This window comes from Rubricella aquisinus (genome assembly GCF_014199445.1).
GTDB classification, from domain to species: domain Bacteria; phylum Pseudomonadota; class Alphaproteobacteria; order Rhodobacterales; family Rhodobacteraceae; genus Rubricella; species Rubricella aquisinus.
Genome location: NZ_JACIJS010000001.1, coordinates 647,326 through 663,789 on the forward strand (window position 1 = coordinate 647,326; position 16,464 = coordinate 663,789).

15 protein-coding genes are annotated in these 16,464 nt (G+C 63.1%); 7 read left to right on the plus strand and 8 right to left on the minus strand.

The genetic code is table 11. The features are described from left to right. Positions 1–24: 24 nt before the first annotated feature. Together FHS89_RS03095 and FHS89_RS03100 are read right to left on the minus strand one after the other, a co-directional pair. Positions 25–576 carry a hypothetical protein gene (locus tag FHS89_RS03095; protein WP_184008358.1) on the minus strand — a complete coding sequence of 184 codons (552 nt, stop codon included), beginning with the start codon at positions 574–576 and terminating at the stop codon, positions 25–27. 74 nt (positions 577–650) lie between these two features. Further along, on the minus strand, positions 651–1,391 hold the full coding sequence (locus FHS89_RS03100; protein ID WP_184008360.1) for a 16S rRNA (uracil(1498)-N(3))-methyltransferase: 741 nt from the start codon (positions 1,389–1,391) through the stop codon (positions 651–653). A 10-nt stretch (positions 1,392–1,401) separates the two neighbouring features. Here FHS89_RS03100 and ubiA point away from each other — a divergent pair, with 10 nt between their 5' ends. The 4 genes from ubiA to FHS89_RS03120 all read left to right on the plus strand — a co-directional run bounded on the left by ubiA (position 1,402) and on the right by FHS89_RS03120 (position 5,349). Continuing rightward, complete coding sequence (ubiA, locus tag FHS89_RS03105; RefSeq protein ID WP_184008362.1) at positions 1,402–2,394, plus strand: 4-hydroxybenzoate octaprenyltransferase; 993 nt, start codon at positions 1,402–1,404, stop codon at positions 2,392–2,394. 42 nt (positions 2,395–2,436) lie between these two features. Beyond that, the gene (locus tag FHS89_RS03110) at positions 2,437–4,269 is read left to right on the plus strand and encodes an OmpA family protein (protein ID WP_184008364.1); all 1,833 of its coding nucleotides are present in this window, start codon (positions 2,437–2,439) and stop codon (positions 4,267–4,269) included. Then, entirely contained in the window at positions 4,266–4,598 is a 333-nt protein-coding gene (locus FHS89_RS03115) for a hypothetical protein (RefSeq protein ID WP_184008366.1), read from the plus strand. Before FHS89_RS03110 ends, FHS89_RS03115 begins: the two co-directional genes overlap by 4 nt. A 70-nt stretch (positions 4,599–4,668) precedes the next feature. Next, positions 4,669–5,349 carry a nucleoside/nucleotide kinase family protein gene (locus FHS89_RS03120; protein ID WP_184008368.1) on the plus strand — a complete coding sequence of 227 codons (681 nt, stop codon included), beginning with the start codon at positions 4,669–4,671 and terminating at the stop codon, positions 5,347–5,349. Between the two features lie 6 nt (positions 5,350–5,355). Here FHS89_RS03120 and FHS89_RS03125 read toward each other — a convergent pair whose 3' ends face one another. Beyond that, complete coding sequence (locus tag FHS89_RS03125; RefSeq protein WP_184008370.1) at positions 5,356–5,982, minus strand: class I SAM-dependent methyltransferase; 627 nt, start codon at positions 5,980–5,982, stop codon at positions 5,356–5,358. Between the two features lie 133 nt (positions 5,983–6,115). Between FHS89_RS03125 and FHS89_RS03130 the strand changes: the two genes are divergently transcribed. Beyond that, positions 6,116–7,561, plus strand: a complete 1,446-nt coding sequence (locus tag FHS89_RS03130; RefSeq protein ID WP_184008372.1) for a protein adenylyltransferase SelO — start codon at positions 6,116–6,118, stop codon at positions 7,559–7,561. A gap of 184 nt (positions 7,562–7,745) precedes the next feature. Here FHS89_RS03130 and FHS89_RS03135 read toward each other — a convergent pair whose 3' ends face one another. Together FHS89_RS03135 and FHS89_RS03140 are read right to left on the minus strand one after the other, a co-directional pair. Next, positions 7,746–8,282 (minus strand): adenine phosphoribosyltransferase, encoded by a 537-nt coding sequence (locus FHS89_RS03135; RefSeq protein WP_184008374.1) that lies wholly within the window; start codon positions 8,280–8,282, stop codon positions 7,746–7,748. A 54-nt stretch (positions 8,283–8,336) separates the two neighbouring features. Further along, positions 8,337–9,941, minus strand: coding sequence for an AfsR/SARP family transcriptional regulator (locus FHS89_RS03140; protein ID WP_184008376.1), 1,605 nt, complete (start codon positions 9,939–9,941; stop codon positions 8,337–8,339). Positions 9,942–10,175: 234 nt separating this feature from the next. Here FHS89_RS03140 and FHS89_RS16410 point away from each other — a divergent pair, with 234 nt between their 5' ends. Together FHS89_RS16410 and FHS89_RS03150 are read left to right on the plus strand one after the other, a co-directional pair. Then, positions 10,176–11,399, plus strand: a complete 1,224-nt coding sequence (locus FHS89_RS16410; protein WP_184008379.1) for a phosphatase PAP2 family protein — start codon at positions 10,176–10,178, stop codon at positions 11,397–11,399. A gap of 3 nt (positions 11,400–11,402) precedes the next feature. Next, positions 11,403–13,379 (plus strand): S8 family serine peptidase, encoded by a 1,977-nt coding sequence (locus tag FHS89_RS03150; RefSeq protein ID WP_184008381.1) that lies wholly within the window; start codon positions 11,403–11,405, stop codon positions 13,377–13,379. A gap of 73 nt (positions 13,380–13,452) precedes the next feature. Here the strand turns inward: FHS89_RS03150 and FHS89_RS03155 are convergent, their stop codons facing one another. The 3 genes from FHS89_RS03155 to fzlA are packed head-to-tail and all read right to left on the minus strand — an operon-like array spanning position 13,453 to position 16,007. Further along, positions 13,453–14,292, minus strand: coding sequence for an SDR family oxidoreductase (locus FHS89_RS03155; protein ID WP_184008383.1), 840 nt, complete (start codon positions 14,290–14,292; stop codon positions 13,453–13,455). After that, entirely contained in the window at positions 14,289–15,335 is a 1,047-nt protein-coding gene (gene queG, locus FHS89_RS03160) for a tRNA epoxyqueuosine(34) reductase QueG (RefSeq protein ID WP_184008385.1), read from the minus strand. Before queG ends, FHS89_RS03155 begins: the two co-directional genes overlap by 4 nt. Before the next feature lie 3 nt (positions 15,336–15,338). Continuing rightward, positions 15,339–16,007 carry an FtsZ-binding protein FzlA gene (fzlA, locus tag FHS89_RS03165; protein WP_184008387.1) on the minus strand — a complete coding sequence of 223 codons (669 nt, stop codon included), beginning with the start codon at positions 16,005–16,007 and terminating at the stop codon, positions 15,339–15,341. Positions 16,008–16,464 lie beyond the last annotated feature (457 nt).

The following is a 16,464-nucleotide window of genomic DNA, read 5'->3' on the forward strand; positions in this document are numbered from 1 at the left end:
ATGGAAAAAAGAAAAGCTGCGGTGCTAGTGCAGGCCGGGCCGGGGGATCATCCGGTCCGGTGTCGCGGGGGTTGCCGTCCAGATCAGGTGGCGGCCAAGGGTCTCATTTTCGATCAGGTCGAGGGCCGGTGACAGGCGCAGGCCCGGCAGGCGCGCAAAAAGATCGTAGAGTTGCGCGGCCCCTTCCGCGCCGTAAGGGACCGTCAGGCTTTCGCCCTGTTCGCCTGTGAGATGCCAAAGCGCCTCTCCCCTGCGGATGTCCAACTCCACCCGGCAGAGGCTGTCGGTTTCCAGAAATCCGCCCGTATCCGGCCCGAAATAGCCCAAGCGCCGCTCATCCAGCAGCACCACGCCCGGTGCGACCTGACCGCGCGAGAGGCGCAACCGCTCCACCGCACCCCGGATGAACAGGAACGAGACGAGGATCAGGCAACCGCCCACACCGATATAGAACGGCAGCCCCCCGATTGCCCCCCGCGCAAACATCGCAAGGCCGAGCCCGAACACCGCCAAAGCGCCGAGCGTTTCGCCATGTCGGCGCAGCCAAGAGACAGCTTCGGGTCGCAGGAAGGGCATCGCGCATCGCATCCATGTTTGCCAGTGAGGCCAACGTTAATGGCATAAGAAAACGTCGTCCAGCCGCGCGGGGGCTATTCCGCCCAGTCGCCCAAGGTGGATTGCCAAAGCGTGAGGGCTGCGACGGCCGCGGTGTCGGCACGCAGGATGCGGGGGCCAAGCGTGACCGGATACGTGTTCGCGCGGGTGCGAATCATCTCCGCCTCCTCCGGCGAAAACCCGCCCTCTGGCCCGATGAGGATCGCCCATTTGCCGGGTGGCGCGGAGCGCAGCACGTCCCGCGCCGTTGCGGCCTCCATTCGTTCGTCGCAGAACATCAGCGCGCGGTCTAGGGGCAGGGCAGAGAGCGCTTCGGTCAGTTTCTGAGGTTCCGATACGGGAGGGACGAATACGCCGCCGCATTGCTCCGCCGCCTCAATGGCGTGGGCCTGCAATTTGTCCTGCCGCACGCGATCGGCATTGGTGTAGCGGGTCATCACGGGATGAATTTCGCGCGCGCCGAGTTCGGCGGCCTTCTCCACGATGAAATCGGTGCGTGCCTTTTTGATCGGGGCAAAGAGAAGCCAGACATCGGGTGGCAGGCTTTGCGCGCGGGTTTGCTCCCGGCAGGCGAGCACCCCGCGCCGCTTGTTCGCCTCCACCACTTCGGCGCGCCATTCGCCGTCGCGCCCGTTGAAGATCAGGATCTCGGACCCCACGCTCAGGCGCATCACGTTAAAGAGGTAATTGGCCTGATCCCGCTCCAGCGGGAGGCCTGTGCCCTGCGACAGTTCTGCCTCAACGAAAAGCCTGATTTTCGGCGCGCGGTCTGTCATAACGTCCTCCATGACTGAGCCATACGATACTCCCGCCACCGCACCAGAGGAAAGCCCCGTCGCGGGCCGGGTTGCCGATGCGACCGATGCCAATTGGGTGGACCGGTTCGCGCCACCATGGGCGCGGCCCTATTTGCGCTTGAGCCGTGCGGATCGGCCCGCGGGCACATGGCTGTTGCTGTTGCCCTGTTGGTGGGGTTTGGGCCTTGGCGTTGTGGTTGCGGGGGGCTGGTCGCCGCTTGCGGTGTGGATCGCGCTGGGCTGTGCGGCGGGTGCCTTTCTGATGCGCGGGGCGGGCTGCACATGGAATGACCTGTCGGATGTGAAATTCGACGCGGCCGTGGCGCGCACCAAATCGCGGCCCCTTCCCAGTGGGCAGGTGACCAAGAGGCAAGCCTTTGCGTGGCTGGTCTTTCAGGCGCTGATCGCGTTCGCCATTTTGCTGACCTTCCCGCCGGTTGCGATTGCATTGGGTGTTCTGTCGCTCCTGCCGGTGGCGGTCTATCCGTTTGCCAAGCGGTTTACTTGGTGGCCGCAGGTGTTCCTTGGCCTTGCGTTCAACTGGGGGGCCTTGCTGGCCTATGCGGCGGTCACGGGTCGGGTCGATTGGGGAGCGGGGTTCCTCTATGTCGCGGGGATTGCGTGGACGCTGTTCTATGACACGATCTATGCCCATCAGGACAAGGAGGATGACGCGCTGATCGGGGTGAAATCCACCGCGCGGCTGTTTGGGGCGGCGACGGGCAAATGGCTGTTCGGCTTTCTGGCCGCGACGGTCACCCTTGCCGCCGCAGGGATCATCGTGGCGCTGGTGCCGCTTGGTGCGACATGGCCGATGTTGATCGGGCTTGTCGGGGTGTGGGGGTTTGGCTTGCACATGATGTGGCAGATGCGCGGGCTCGACATTGATGATCCGGCAAAATGTCTGGTGATTTTCCGCTCAAACCGGGATGCAGGGCTGATCCTTGCCGTGACGTTGCTGCTGTCGGGGCTGTTTGCCTAGGCCACGCTTGATGCGCGGCGCGGGATCAAGTACGCGACGGCTATGCGAGCGATAGCAATCCTTTTCGTTTTGTCCTGCTGGATTGGCGCGGCCTTTGGCGCGGCGCATTTGGCGCGTGTGGTGGTGGCGGCGGTTGAGCAAGGCTCGGTCGAGCGGGTGTCGCTGGCGCTGGATGCAGCGGGCCATGACTGGGCGGTTGTGTCTGCCGACGGGCTGGTCGTGACCTTGGCCGGGGAGGCCCCGGATGATCCTGCGCGTCGCCGCGCGCTGGACGTGGCGGTTCGATCCTTCGCGGGGGAGGAGGTGCGGGACGAGGTGACGGTCCTGTCTCCCGACTCGCTGCGGGATGTGCCGCTGAACGTCACCATCCTGCGCTCCCCTGAGTTGATCACGCTGGTGGGCAGCGGCGTGCGGCTGACGGATGATGCGTTCGCGGGCGATCCGTTGTCTCTATTGACCGCGCTGCGCCAATACGCGCCCGATGTCCGGATCGTCAGCCTGATGAGCGGGATGCCCGCCACCGCGCCCGATGAATGGGACATTCTGGCGCGCAGTGCCGCCCGCATCGCAGGCCAGCTTGCCACCGGAGAAATCCGCATCCATGAGGACGGTCTGGCCGTGACCACCGTGTCCGAAGGACAGGAGGCAGCAGAGGCGCTGCGCGCGCTGTTGACCGACGCGGCGGGCCTGCCTGCGCCCTTGTCCCTGTCGCTCGATATCATGGCCCCCGCGCAACCGATACTTACCTATCGGTTGGTGGTGGAAAAGCGACCGGGGACGTACCGGATCACCGATTGCACGATGCCCGATGCCGAAAGCGTGGCCCGGCTGATGCGTCTGATGACTTCCCTTGAGATGGCCGAGGATGAGATGCCCTGCCAGATCGGCTCTGGCGCGCCCGATGATTGGATCGTCGCGGCAGAGGCGGTGCTGGCGGCGCTCAATACGATCAGCGCGGGCGATGCGGCAGTGGTGGCGCAGAACGTGACATTCCGCGCCGACAGCACCGTCACGGAGCGCCGCCGGGATGCCGCGCGGGAGGCGCTGGTGACGGCTCTGCCTGCGGGCTACACATTGGCCCCGCTTGAGATGCTGCCAGATGCCGCGCCGGATGCCACTGCGCCGCCGCTGCGCGTCGTGCTGAACGAGGTGGATGGCGTGACCATTGACGGGCGCCTGCCGACGCCCGGCTCGGATGCCGCGATGCTGGCCTATGCGCAAGCGGCCTTTGGCAGTGACCGGGTGACAGTGATGGGTGAGGCTGCGTCCTCCGCCCGCTTGGCCGACACCCTTTCCGTGATCGAGGCGCTGGGCCAGTTGACCGAAGGGGAGGCCAGCATCGGCGCGGGATCTGTGCGCCTGACGGGGGTGGGCGGGCAGCCCGATATTGCCGACCGGCTGGAGGCAACCCTGTCCAAAACCCTCGATCCCTCGCTGGATGTGACCCTCGCGGTCAGTTACCGCCCCGATGCCACCCCGGCGGCGCGGTCCGAGTTGACCGCGCGCATCTGTGAGCAGCGGGTCAACGAGGTGTTGCAGGAAGGGCAGATCGCCTTTGCCCCCTCCAGCGCGGTGATTGATGAGGAAAGCGGCCGGAGGCTCGACCGAATTGCCGAGATCCTGCTGGAATGCCGCTCCAAACAGATCAAAATCTCCGGCTATACCGACAATCGCGGCGGGGAGGAGGTGAACCTTGCCATCTCCACCGCGCGGGCGGAGAGCGTTCTGGATGCGCTTTTGCGCCGAGGCATCTTCCTCGACCGGATGGTCGCGCGCGGCTATGGTGAGGCCGATCCCATCGCTGACAACGACACCGAAGAAGGCCGCGCGGCCAACCGCCGGATCGAAATTCGCTTGATAGGACCGGACGAATGACCAGAGACGAGTTGACCGTTCTGATGACGCTTGGCCTGCTGGGCGCGATGCTGCTGGGATGGATCCTGCATTGGGTCTGGTCCAGCTTTGCCCGCGCGCGCGATGACAGCATCGACACGATCGAGACGATGACGGAACGCGCCGCCCTCGCTGAGGCAAAACAGGCAGAGGCCGAAGCCGCCCTTGCACAGACCGAAGCTCGCCTCACGAACGTGCTGCGCGAAAAGGAAATCGACCTTGAGACGACGATGGAGGGGCTGCGCAATGCCCGCCAGCAGATCAGCGACTGGCAGGCCGCCTATGAGGATCTGAAATCGGGCCGGTCCTGACCCGACTGGACGCCCGCCCCATCCGCCACTAGCGTAGCGTGACGGACCAACCTGACAGGCAGTCGCCCCTATGTATATCGAGCTGACGGGTCTGCCGGGATCCGGCAAGACTTACCTCTCCCAACTCCTGTTCGCCCGTCACAAGGGCGCGGGATACCATTCGGCCAATAATGGCACGCGGGCCCGCATCCTCGATTCGGTCAAGAAAGGGCCGCTTGCGGGTCTGCGCACCGGGCTTTTGGGTGCCGCGCGGTTCGCGACCGTGTATCCCGATACCTATCGCTACCTGTCCGATCCCCGGACGGTCGAGGGATCGTCGCTCTTGTGGCCGACGCTGTTTATGTCCAACTACTTCTTTGCGGATCACTATTGGCGCAACACTGGCATCATTGTTGCGGATGAGGGATTTGTGCAATTCGCGGTCGCGGCTTCGGTGGGAAAGCCCGAGGCGGAGTGGATCGCCTATATCGACAGCGCGCCAAAGATTGACGCGCTTGTCGTCGCGGATGTGGATGTGGAGACCCTGTTGGAGCGGATGAGCGCGCGGCCCCGTGGCCTGCCGCGCCTTTTGCGCAATCGCAGCACGGCGGAGGTGGAGGACTATTTCGCCCATTCCCGCCGGGTGATGGATGTGCTGTCCGACCGCTGCGCTGCGCGTGGCACCCATGTCATGCGGATCGACGCGGCGGAACCTGCCGATGTGCTGGTTCCGCAAATTCACGCCATGGCGCAGAGCCTCAAATCAGCCTGACCGGCCTTAGACCGTCTCACACAAGAACATGTAGATGGTGGAGTTGTTTTCCTCCACGTCCTTTACGCCGATCTGGTCGATCACCTTGAACCCGGCATCGGTGAGAATGCCGATTGTGTCTTTCTTGGACATTCGATCATCCATGACCTCATTGCCCGGCACGTCGATCCCGCCCTCATGGGTATAGGCCAGTTGCAGGATCGCGTGGCCATCGGTCACCCGGCGAAACTCCCGAAGGCTGGCGAGGGCCACATCCTTGACGATGATGTTGCTCAGAAACCGGACCGACACGAGAAGGTCAAACTGCCTGTCCTTGAACGGCAGATTGTCGGAGCTTCCGATCTCCAGCGTGCAGGCATCAATCAGGGCATCGCCATTCTCAGCCCGTGCCGCCGCCAGCATATCGCCAGAGATGTCGAGCCCGTGGATATCGTATCCTTTGGCATCGAACATCTTGGTAAAGCGCCCGGTGCCAAAGGGCACATCCAGAACCGACAGCCCATCGGGGAGTTTTGTCAGCAACGCCTCCATCGCGGCCTGTTCCTGATGCCACCATTGCTGCTTTTTCCGGCGGCGGACGTAGTTTTCAGCGACGGGGCCGTAATATTTGTTGCCCTTGGGCTTACCTGCCATTGGGGTGATCCTCTTTTTGCTTGCGTCCCCATGACCCAGCACTGTGGCCATAAATTGACATGGCGTGAATTTGAGCGTCGGGGTGATCTTTTCTGGCGGAGAGCTTATCTGATGGGAATGAGGAGTGCCAACCATGAACCAACCGATCCCGTTCGATAACAGCTATGCCCGCCTGCCCGATGGTTTCTTTGAACATCGTGTGCCGTCACCGTCATCCGCGCCCCAACTGATCGCGGTGAATGACGATCTGGCGCGGCTGTTGCGGATTGATCCGGCGTTTTTGCGGAGTGCTGACGGGCTGGCGATGCTGGCGGGCAACGCGGTGGCGGACGGGTCAGAGCCGATTGCGGCGGCCTATGCCGGGCACCAGTTCGGCAATTTCGTGACCCAGCTTGGCGATGGGCGGGCGATCCTGTTGGGGGAGGTGATCGGCACCGATGGCATCCGCCGCGATATCCAGTTGAAAGGGTCGGGCCGGACCCGCTGGTCCCGTGGCGGGGACGGGCGCGCGGCAATCGGGCCGGTGATCCGCGAATATCTGGTGAGTGAGGCGATGCACGCGCTGGGCGTGCCCACAACCCGCGCGCTGGCCGCTGTCACCACGGGCGACGCGGTGCTGCGGGAGGACGGGCCGCTGCCCGGCGCGATCCTCGCCCGCGTGGCGCAAAGCCATCTGCGTGTCGGCACGTTCGAGTATTTCGCCGCGCGCAACGACACCGACGCCCTGCGCACCCTCGCGGATTATGCCATCGCGCGCCATTATCCCGACGCGACAGAAGCCGATCATCCCTATGACGCGCTTTTGCGTGCGGTCGGGGCGGCGCAGGCCCGGCTTGTCGCGCGCTGGATGCAGCTTGGGTTCATCCATGGCGTGATGAACACCGACAATTGTGCCATCGGGGGGGAAACGATTGATTATGGCCCCTGCGCCTTCATGGATGGGTTCGATCCGGGCAAGGTGTTCAGCTCCATTGACCGGGGCGGGCGCTATGCGTGGGCCAATCAGGGGCGCATCGCGCATTGGAACCTGTCGCGGCTGGCACAGGCGCTTTTGCCGCTTTTGGGGGACGGGGAGGATGGCGTGACGCGCGCGCAAGCCGCCGTGGATACCTTCCCGGCGCTGTTTGAGGCCGCCCATGTCGAGGGCTTTAGCGCCAAACTGGGCCTGCGCCCTGGCATGACTGAGCCTATTGATGGCGTGTTCAGCCTCATGGCAGAGGGGCGCGTGGATTATACGCTCTTTTTCCGGCATCTGACGGTGCTGGCGCAGGGCGGATCGGCGCAGGGGCTGGAGGCGCTCTTTGCCGACACTTCGGCGCTCAAGGAGTGGTTGCCATCATGGCAGGCCGCGTTGTCGGAGGATGCGGGTGCCCGCATGGCGGAGGTCAACCCGATCTACATCCCGCGCAATCACCGGGTGGAGGCCGCGATTGTCGCCGCTCAGGATGGGGATTTTTCGGTTTTTGAGAGGTTGGGCCGCGTCCTTGCCGCCCCCTATACCGACCGCGCCGATTTCACGGAGTTCGAAGCACCCCCCCAGCCGGAGGAGGAAGTGCGACGCACGTTCTGTGGAACATAAGCCCAAACCGAAACGCGCCCCTTCCTGGGTGGGGGAAGGGGCGCTAAGGTGATCGAAATGGGGGATGAACCCGTCATACCCGTCCGATACATGCAAGCAGCTGCCGAGTGGGTGGCTCGACAAGGACAGGAATTAGCGCCGATTCCTTACCCAACGCTTAATGCGCGTAAATTTCGACAAGTTTTTATTCGCCATCGAACGCGCAGAGCGCATGGACATCGACGCCCAATGCCTCAAGCCGCTTGCGCCCGCCCAGATCGGGCAGGTCCACGACAAAGGCGCAGCCCGCGACTTTCCCGCCCAGACGCTCGATCAATTTGATACCCGCCTCTGCCGTGCCGCCAGTGGCCAAGAGGTCATCCACGATCAAAACCGTCTCTCCCGGTTGGATCGCGTCGGTATGTATCTCCACCGTCGCGGTGCCGTATTCGAGCGTATAATCCTGCTCGATCCGGTCATGGGGCAGCTTGCCTTTCTTGCGGATCGGGACGAACCCGACGGCCAATTGGTGCGCCACCGCGCCGCCAAGGATGAAGCCGCGCGCCTCCAGCCCCACAACCCGGTCGATATCCATACCCGCATATGGGTGCAGCAACAGGTCAATCGCCATGCGAAAGCCGCGCGGATCATTGAACAGCGTGGTTACGTCCCGAAACATGATCCCCTCATGGGGGAAGTCGGGAATGGTGCGGATGTAATCCTGTACGGTGCGGCGATTCATCGGGCTGATCCTGTCCTTGTTTGGCGGTGGGGCATCATCTGTGCTGCCCTGTGGTCACGCAATATCTGTTTCACTCAACCGACCGGACAGGCGCAGGGCAGCGGTGGGGTAGGTCGCGTCCAAAAGCTTGCCCAGCGTGAAGTCCGGCTCGATCCGTTGCAGCCTTTGGACCATATCGCGCGCGCGATCCGGCTGTCCGGTGATCGCATAGACCGCCGCGAGATAGCGCATGGGCGGGGCGTAATCGGGATTGAGGCTATGGACGGCTTCACCGACGGAGATGGCCTCGTCAAACCGGCCCGAAATCGTGGCGGTCACGCAGCACATCGCGTCGATCATATAGCGGTAGCTGCCCTCGCCAGAGATGTTGCGCGCGAAGGTGGAATAGGAATGCGCCTCTTCATAGCCGCCCTGATACCCCTCCACCGCCGACAGGAATGCCCAGCCGATGGGATTGGCGGGATTGAGCGCCACGCTGCGCGACGCCAGATCATGCCCGGCATTGAAATGCCCCAACAGAAAGCTGTGAACATAAGAGCCGATGCACAGAACCATCGCGTTGTTCGGCTCCAACTCAATCGCGCGGTGGATCAGTTGCCGCGCCTCGTCCTTGACCGCATCGCGATCCTCGGCCCGCCGCTCCCCGATGGTGTAGGTCAGTTGGAATGCTTGCCACGCAAGGTGAATGCCGCGCCGGTCCCGCTGAAAACACTGCTCCAGCAGGTCGCGCGATTCCTCCGCCGACTTACCCTTGCGGCGAAAGATATAATCGACCGCGACAAAGGAATTGAGCGTCGCGCGCTGGCCGCTGACCCTTTTGGGGCCATCATGGACCAGCGCGAAAATCGCGCGGTCCACGCACAGGTTGATAAACTGGTTTTGCCGCAATTCGTGCGGGGTGAGCATCGGATAGCTTTGACCCCAAAGAAACCGCCGCCGCCCACCCTGCGTGTAGGACATGCTGGCGCTGAGCATCTGATCGGTCTGCCCGCGCCCCACATTCAGCGTGAACCCGTCAAGGTCGTCCGCGTCGGTATCGCCCGCATGGATAACATCGACCGCGCCCCAATCCCGGATGCTTTGCACGATGCTGCGCGCCATTTCCTGCGCCTGACCGCTTTTCCCGGTTTCATTGGCACCGACGGAAACAGTGAGCCGCGGGATGTCGATATATTGCACCTCTGCCCCGCGTGGGATCTGCGCAGTGATGTAGGTGGTTGGATACACCGCCGGGGCGCGATCCGCCCGCCGCTCCGTCAGCCATTTGTTGAAGACCGGGTCGCGGATCATCAGGTCTTCAAACAGATAGGGGATGTCGCGGGACTGTGGCGGGTCGGTATACATGTCCGTCACGATCCGCGTGGGATCAAGGCCAAAGCTGCGATTATCCGCCTGAAGCACATCGGCATAGTCACCGAAATATCGCTTAATCTCTGCAATGGCCTGCCGAAGGCTGCTTGATCCCTGCTCCGGGCCACGGTCGCTCCAGAGCATATCGCGCAGATAGGCCCGGGGCCGCTTCATATCCGGTGCAAGCAGAACGAGAGCAAGCACCCCGCGGGCTTTGGCCCCGCGCGGCGTCAGATCTTCGCCCGATTCGGTCTTAACGTGAAAAGACCCCAGTAGTCGGACATGCAGCGCGGCCTTGGACTCACCCATTTCACACTTACAGACGTGTTGTTTTTCCACGATAATTATGACGGCAAGCCGATTGGATTGCAAACCATTGCCTGCGACCCGCGAAGAAAGTCGTGACCGAGTGTTGCGTTAAAAACCCGTGAATTCCGTCTCGATATACAACTCCACGTTGACCAAAAGGTAAAGCCTTGCCCAAATCGGCAGAGGTCCGCGCATTACGCCGGACAAATTAGGTCAGTTTGAAGGGGATGAACCGTGAGCCAAGACAATGTGGGTAACGTCGGGAATGTCGGCAACGTGGGTAACGTTGGCAATGTCGGTAACGTCGGGAATGTGGGCAATGTCGGCAATGTCGGCAATGTAGGCAACGTCGGGAATGTCGGTAACGTTGGCAATGTCGGCAATGTGGGCGAAGCGATCTCCTCTTACTCCTCTGGCGCGCTGCTGAGTGCGCGGGACGGCATCGTTGGCACTTGGGTTGATCCGGTCGCAGCCCCGCCCGCGCTTGACGGGGATGATCCGAAAAACCTCAAGCGGTGGAGCGCGACCGTCCGGGCGTCTGTCTTTGACAGTGTGGTTCATGCGAAACTCGGTGTGAAAACCGCGCAGATGCCCGATGGCTCAACCGGGTGCGTCGCGCGCCATATGGACCCGGTTGGCGGTGCTGACCCGTTCGCCGATAGCCCGGCGGAAAGCCATGCGATTGTCGCACTGCCGCGCCCCGATATTACCAATGTGTTCCTCAAACAGCTTCCCTATCTGCGCACCTATGCCGATCTGCGGGCCGACCGCGCGTCGGAAATTTTCAGCCAGACGGGTGACATCCTGTCCTTCATGGGCACCATCGGATTGTTGCATCCCGCGCGCACCCGCTGGACGATTGAGCTGTTGAGCCTCGTTCTGCGCACCACCGTGACGGTGGAGATGAACATGAAAAACGTGCTCGCGGTGCGCCGTCCGCAGGAATTGTCCGCGCAAGTGCAGCCGATGATCCAGACCCCGCCCCATGGCGCGTTCCCCTCGGGTCATGCGGGCGAAAGCTTCGCCGTGGCAACGGTCATGGCCGAATTGACCAAGGACCGGCAGGATCAGGTTTACGGCCCGAACAATCATGTCTGGACCGAGCAATTCATGCGTCAGGCCGCACGGATCGCGACGAACCGTGTCGTGGCAGGCGTGCATTACCCGATTGATTCCAGCGCGGGGCAGATCCTCGGCACGTCCATCGGCCTCTATCTGCTGGAGCGGTTCCGGGCCGGCACTGGCACTATGCATGGCGTCTATTTCGATGCGAACCAATGCGCGGATAAGGATTTCGATCCGCGCGCCATCGCGGATGCGTTTGATGCGATCTATTCCGGCACGCCCAATCCGGGCGCCGCCCCCTATGTCGAGGATAAGGCGACATGGATCATGGACAGCACTGGCGATCAGATGCTCAACTATCTGTGGCGTCAGGCCAAGAAAGAGTGGACCTGATCCATGTGGTCCTCTTTCACCCTCCCACGGGAGATGGACGCCTATCGCCACTGGAATGCCTTCGCGCAGCCCGGTGGCGGGGCGACGCCGGATCACGGGCAGGTTTTGCCGCTCGTGTTCCAGCTTGCCAATCAGGGGCAATATCAGCGCCTGATGAACGAAGTGGATCGGCTGCGGGGGCTGGGCGGTCCGGGGCCATATGTGTCGGATATGAATCCCAATGGCGCGGGCGACCGGCAGGTCGTGGTTTATGCCAAGCCGGATGACATTGCCGATCTGGTCGCGCTCAGAAATCCGCAAACCGTGGTGATCGAGGAAAGCGCGGCCTTGCCGGAGGCCGCGTTTCCCGCGCCGTTCAACGCAGGCCCTTCCGCCAGCTATCCCGGGCTTGGCCCGGATGCGGTGATCTCAGGCGTGATTGATTTCGGGATGGCAATTGCCAATGCCCGGTTTCGCGCGGGCCTGAATGAGAGCCGGATCGCGGCGTTCTGGAACATGAACGCCTCCGAACAGGGTGGGTCCGTGCCGCATCATCAGGAATTCCTGAAGGCTCAGATCGACGCTGGCCTTGCCGCGCATACCTATAACGGGATCGTGGATGAGGAGGCGTTCAACCGGGCCTTCGGCCTTGCCGGTGGAACGGCGCGGGTGCAGCGGCCCGCCGCGCGCTCCCGCACCCATGGCACGTTCATCTCCGATCTTGCCGCGGGGGAGGAGATGGGGCCGGGCGACCGGAACCCGATCATCGCGGTCCAACTCCCTGCCGAGATCGTGGGCGACACATATGGCGTGCATTTCAACGCCGTGGTGCGCGAAGCCGTATCCTATATCATGGGGCAGGCGGGCAGCCTGTCGGCGGAGGTCGCAGCGGCCCATGGCCTTGGCTCCGATTTCAGGTTGCCGGTTGTCATCAATATCAGCTTTGGTACCTATGCCGGGCGGCATGATGGCCTGAGCACGCTGGAGCGATATTTCGACGATATGATCGGGCTGGATGGGCTCAAGGCGATTTGCCTGCCCGTCGGGAATGGTCATGAAAGCCGCTCTCATGCGCGCTATACTGGCGCGGAACTGGCCAGCCCGCAGCAGATGATGCTGCGTGTGCAGCCCGACAGCCGCCTGTCGGAATTTGTGCAGGTGTGGCTCCCGGCGGGTGTGTCGGGTGCTGATCTGGCGCTCAAGATCACTCCGCCGCTTGGCCCGGAACTGGACCTTGCCACGATTGTGCCGGGCACGGTTTGGGAATGGGATCAGGGCGGCGTGACTGCCCGGCTCTATCAGCAAGAGGATGTGCCGGAGGATATGCCGGGGGAGGCGCGGGTGAAAGTGACCCTCGCGCTGCGCCCCAGCGAGAGTGCGCCGACCGGAGGCGCGTGGATGATCCGCGTTGCCGCAAACCTTGCGCCGGAACAGGTGCTCGATATGTGGGTGGAGCGGGGCGATACGCCCGATGGTTTCGTGCCGAAAGGGCGGCAAGCCTATTTCGACGATCCTGAATACCGGCTCTATAACGCGATCGGCGGGATTGAGCAGCATGACCGGCCTGAGGCGCGGGTGAAACGGGCCGGCACCATCAGCCCGATTGCCACCGGGCGCGAAACTACCGTTCTGGCGAGCCACCGGGCGCAGGATTTCAAGATGTCCACGTTCAGCTCCGCCGGGCCGGTGACGGCACAGGTGGGCAGCGCCAGCTATCGCGACGGGCCGGACCTGTCCTATCCGTCAGAGAAGAGTGCGGTGCGCGATTTCATCGGGGCCGCGGGCAGTGCCAGCGGATCGGTCCGCTATTATCGCGGAACGAGCTTTTCGTCGGCGATGGCGGCGCGGGCCTATGTCGGCATGTTGATGGCCGATCCGTCGCTGACCCCCGCTGCCCTGCGCACCGCCCTGAAGGCCGAGGCCGCCGCCGCCGAAGCCAACGCCTCACCCGGCACCCGCCCAGCAGAGACGGCAGAGCGGATGGGCGCGGGTCGTCTCTAGCCAAAGAGAAGCCGCGCCGCGCGCTGCCCCCTAAAGGGGCGCACGCGGCGCGGCGCTTTGCCAGGCAAAGCGGTCAGTCGTCCAGAAGGGCAGCAAGTCCAGCCCGGTAACCCGGGTAGGCCATTGTGACGCCCAACTCCTCCCGGATGCGGGCGTTCGAGCAGCGTTTCGATTCCGAATAGAAGCTGCGCGCCATCGGCGACATCTCCGCTTCTTCAAACGGGATCGCGGGCGGGACGGGCAGGCCCAAGAGTTGTGCCGCATGGGCGATCACGTCCTGCGGCGGGGCGGGTTCATTGTCGCATACATTATAGATCGCACCGGGGCGCGGGCGGGCGATGCTCGCGGCAAGGACGGTCGCGATATCCTCCACATGGATGCGCGAAAACACCTGTCCCTCCTTGATGATCCGGCGCGCCGTCCCTTTGCGCACCTTGGAGAATGGGCCGCGACCGGGGCCATAAATCCCTGCGAGCCGGAAGATGTGCAAGGGCTGGCCGAGGGCGGCCCATGCCGCCTCCGCCTCCACCCGCGCCTCCCCCCGTTTGGTGGAAGGCCGCAGATCGGCGCTTTCATCAATCCAATCGCCCTGCCGGTCGCCATAGACCCCAATGGTTGAGAGATATCCGACCCATTCGGGCGATGCCGCGCGCAGCGCCGGGCCCGCTGCCTCCAGCACCGAATCGCCCGCCTCACCGGGGGCGACGGAGGTCAGGATATGGGTGGCCTCCGTGATGGCCGGGGCAAGGTCGGCACCGGGCCAGATCAGCGGCTCCACCTCGTCCCGGCGCAGCGCCTCGGCCTTCTCTGCGCTGCGGGTGGTTCCGATCACGCGCCACCCATCGGCCACAAGCCGCCGGCCAAGCGCGCGCGCGGAATAGCCATGGCCAATGCTAAGGAGGGTTTTCGTCATGGCTGGTCCTTTGCTGCTGTATCGAGCCGCGCTGCCGCCCAATGCGCCGCCTCTGCCACGGTCGGGTCGGGGTCTGAGCGCAATGCAACCACCGCCGGGCGCAGCCCCGTATCGCCGGAATTGCCGATGGCATAACACACATTGCGCACGAATCGATCCCGCCCGATCCGCTTGATCGGGGAGCCGGCGAACACCTCGCGAAAGGTTTGGTCGGTGAGGGCCGCCAGATCATCGAGCCGTGGCGCGCGCAACTCGACCCGCGCCCAATACCCGGCCTCCCGTGCGGCCACGGCAAATTTGTTCCATGGGCAGGCGGCAAGGCAATCGTCGCAACCGTAAATCCGGTTGCCCATCTTTTCCCGCAACTCAATCGGCACTGGCCCCTTATGCTCAATCGTGAGGTAGGAAATACAGCGCCGCGCATCGAGCTGGTAGGGCGCGGGAAACGCATCCGTCGGGCAGGCATCAAGACATGCCCGGCAAGAGCCGCAATGATCCTGCCCCGGCGCATCGGGTTCCAGCTCAAGCGTGGTGAACACCGCGCCGAGGAAAAACCAGTTGCCGAGATCGCGGCTCAACAGATTGGTGTGTTTGCCCTGCCACCCCAGCCCCGCGGCCGCCCCCAGCGGCTTTTCCATCACGGGGGCGGTATCGACAAAGACTTTGATCTCCCCGCCTGCCTGCTCGATCATCCAACGACCGAGCCGCTTGAGCCGCTTTTTGACGAGGTCGTGATAGTCCCTGTTCTGAGCATAGACGGAGATGATGCCGTGATCCGGCTGATCCAGCAGCGCCATCGGGTCGCTGTCGGGCGTGTAGGCTTCGGCCAGCATGATGACAGAGCGGGCCTCGGGCCATAGGGCTGCCGGATCGCCGCGCCATGCCGCGCGCTCCGCCATCCAGGTCATCTGCCCGTGATAGCCCGCATCCAGAAACGCGCCGAGCCGCCCGGCGGCGTCTGGAATCGCGTCCGGCGTGGTGATCCCGGTCGCCGTAAATCCAAATTCTTCCGCCTTGGCGCGTATGGCCTGTGCGGTCAGCATGGATCAGAAATCGAGGTTCGCATAATGGGACGGTACGGTAAAACCGGGCACCGTGTCATTCAAAAGCGGGCGGAAGGACGGGCGGGATTTGATCCGCGCGTACCAATCCTTGACGGCGGCATTGCGGCCCCAATCCACATCGTTGATGTAATCGAGACACGATAGATGCGCCGCCGCGCTGATATCGGCAATCGTGAGCGCCTCCCCGGCGAGCCAGTGCCGCCGCTCCAGTAGCCACCCCATGTAGTCGAGGTGATACTTGATATTGGCCGAGCCTGCGCGGATACGCGCGCCGTCAGGATAGCCTGACTTCATCAGCTTCTTGTTGACCCGCTCCTGAAGCAGGTTCTCGGTAACTTCCCGTTGAAACTTGATGTCGAACCACGCGGCCAATCGCCGTGCTTCGGCCCTTTGCGCAGGATCCCGCGGCAGCAGGCGCGGCTCCGGGATGGTTTCCTCAAGATATTCAAAGATGGCGGTGGAATCCGACAGGGTCGTGCCGTTGAGTTGCAGGACGGGGACTTGCCCGGCGGGGCTGAGCAGCAGAAAATCCATCCGCCGCTCCCATGGCCGCTCTTCCACCAGATCGACGCCGGACACCTTCTTCTCACCCAGCACGATCCGAATTTTCCGGCTGAAAGGAGAGAGGGGAAGATGGAACAACCGGTTCATGAGCGCACACATTCTTATGAGTCGTTTCGGCTTGTGTGCCTTGATGCCCCGTTTGATGCAAGTGCTCTCCCGCCCGTCGTTCAGTCGCTTGCGCTCCTTCCTCCCGTTGGGGTGAGGGCGAGAAACAAACGCTGCGGGGCAGCGTTTGCGCCCGAACGCGCGGAATGGAATGAAGCGCCGGGAAAGGCCGGCTGCGCCGCGAGAAAGAAAGATTGCACTGAGGTGTTTGAGGAACAGGCCTGTTCCTCAAATCACCCTTTCAATTGTGGGGTTACGATTCGCCCGCGCGTCAAGGCCGCTCGTTCCTCGGACCTTGACCCACGGCCGAATCGCGGTGGCCGCTCTTACTTCACCAAGTCCAATTCACTGTCCCTGATTTGGTTGAAGCCTTCGTCTTCAGACGAAAAAGCCGCGCTTCAGCGCGAAACTTTTGCTACATTGGTATCCTCCGGAAAAA

Coding starts and splice junctions, on each gene's coding strand:
- FHS89_RS03140 (WP_184008376.1), bottom strand. CDS start 9,941: ATGGGTGAGTCCAAGGCCGCGCTGCATGTCCGACTACTGGGGTCTTTT.
- FHS89_RS03110 (WP_184008364.1), top strand. CDS start 2,437: ATGCGAGCGATAGCAATCCTTTTCGTTTTGTCCTGCTGGATTGGCGCG.
- FHS89_RS03125 (WP_184008370.1), bottom strand. CDS start 5,982: ATGGCAGGTAAGCCCAAGGGCAACAAATATTACGGCCCCGTCGCTGAA.
- FHS89_RS03150 (WP_184008381.1), top strand. CDS start 11,403: ATGTGGTCCTCTTTCACCCTCCCACGGGAGATGGACGCCTATCGCCAC.
- FHS89_RS03155 (WP_184008383.1), bottom strand. CDS start 14,292: ATGACGAAAACCCTCCTTAGCATTGGCCATGGCTATTCCGCGCGCGCG.
- FHS89_RS03100 (WP_184008360.1), bottom strand. CDS start 1,391: ATGACAGACCGCGCGCCGAAAATCAGGCTTTTCGTTGAGGCAGAACTG.
- FHS89_RS03115 (WP_184008366.1), top strand. CDS start 4,266: ATGACCAGAGACGAGTTGACCGTTCTGATGACGCTTGGCCTGCTGGGC.
- FHS89_RS03130 (WP_184008372.1), top strand. CDS start 6,116: ATGAACCAACCGATCCCGTTCGATAACAGCTATGCCCGCCTGCCCGAT.
- fzlA (WP_184008387.1), bottom strand. CDS start 16,007: ATGAACCGGTTGTTCCATCTTCCCCTCTCTCCTTTCAGCCGGAAAATT.
- ubiA (WP_184008362.1), top strand. CDS start 1,402: ATGACTGAGCCATACGATACTCCCGCCACCGCACCAGAGGAAAGCCCC.
- FHS89_RS03095 (WP_184008358.1), bottom strand. CDS start 576: ATGCCCTTCCTGCGACCCGAAGCTGTCTCTTGGCTGCGCCGACATGGC.
- FHS89_RS03120 (WP_184008368.1), top strand. CDS start 4,669: ATGTATATCGAGCTGACGGGTCTGCCGGGATCCGGCAAGACTTACCTC.
- queG (WP_184008385.1), bottom strand. CDS start 15,335: ATGCTGACCGCACAGGCCATACGCGCCAAGGCGGAAGAATTTGGATTT.
- FHS89_RS03135 (WP_184008374.1), bottom strand. CDS start 8,282: ATGAATCGCCGCACCGTACAGGATTACATCCGCACCATTCCCGACTTC.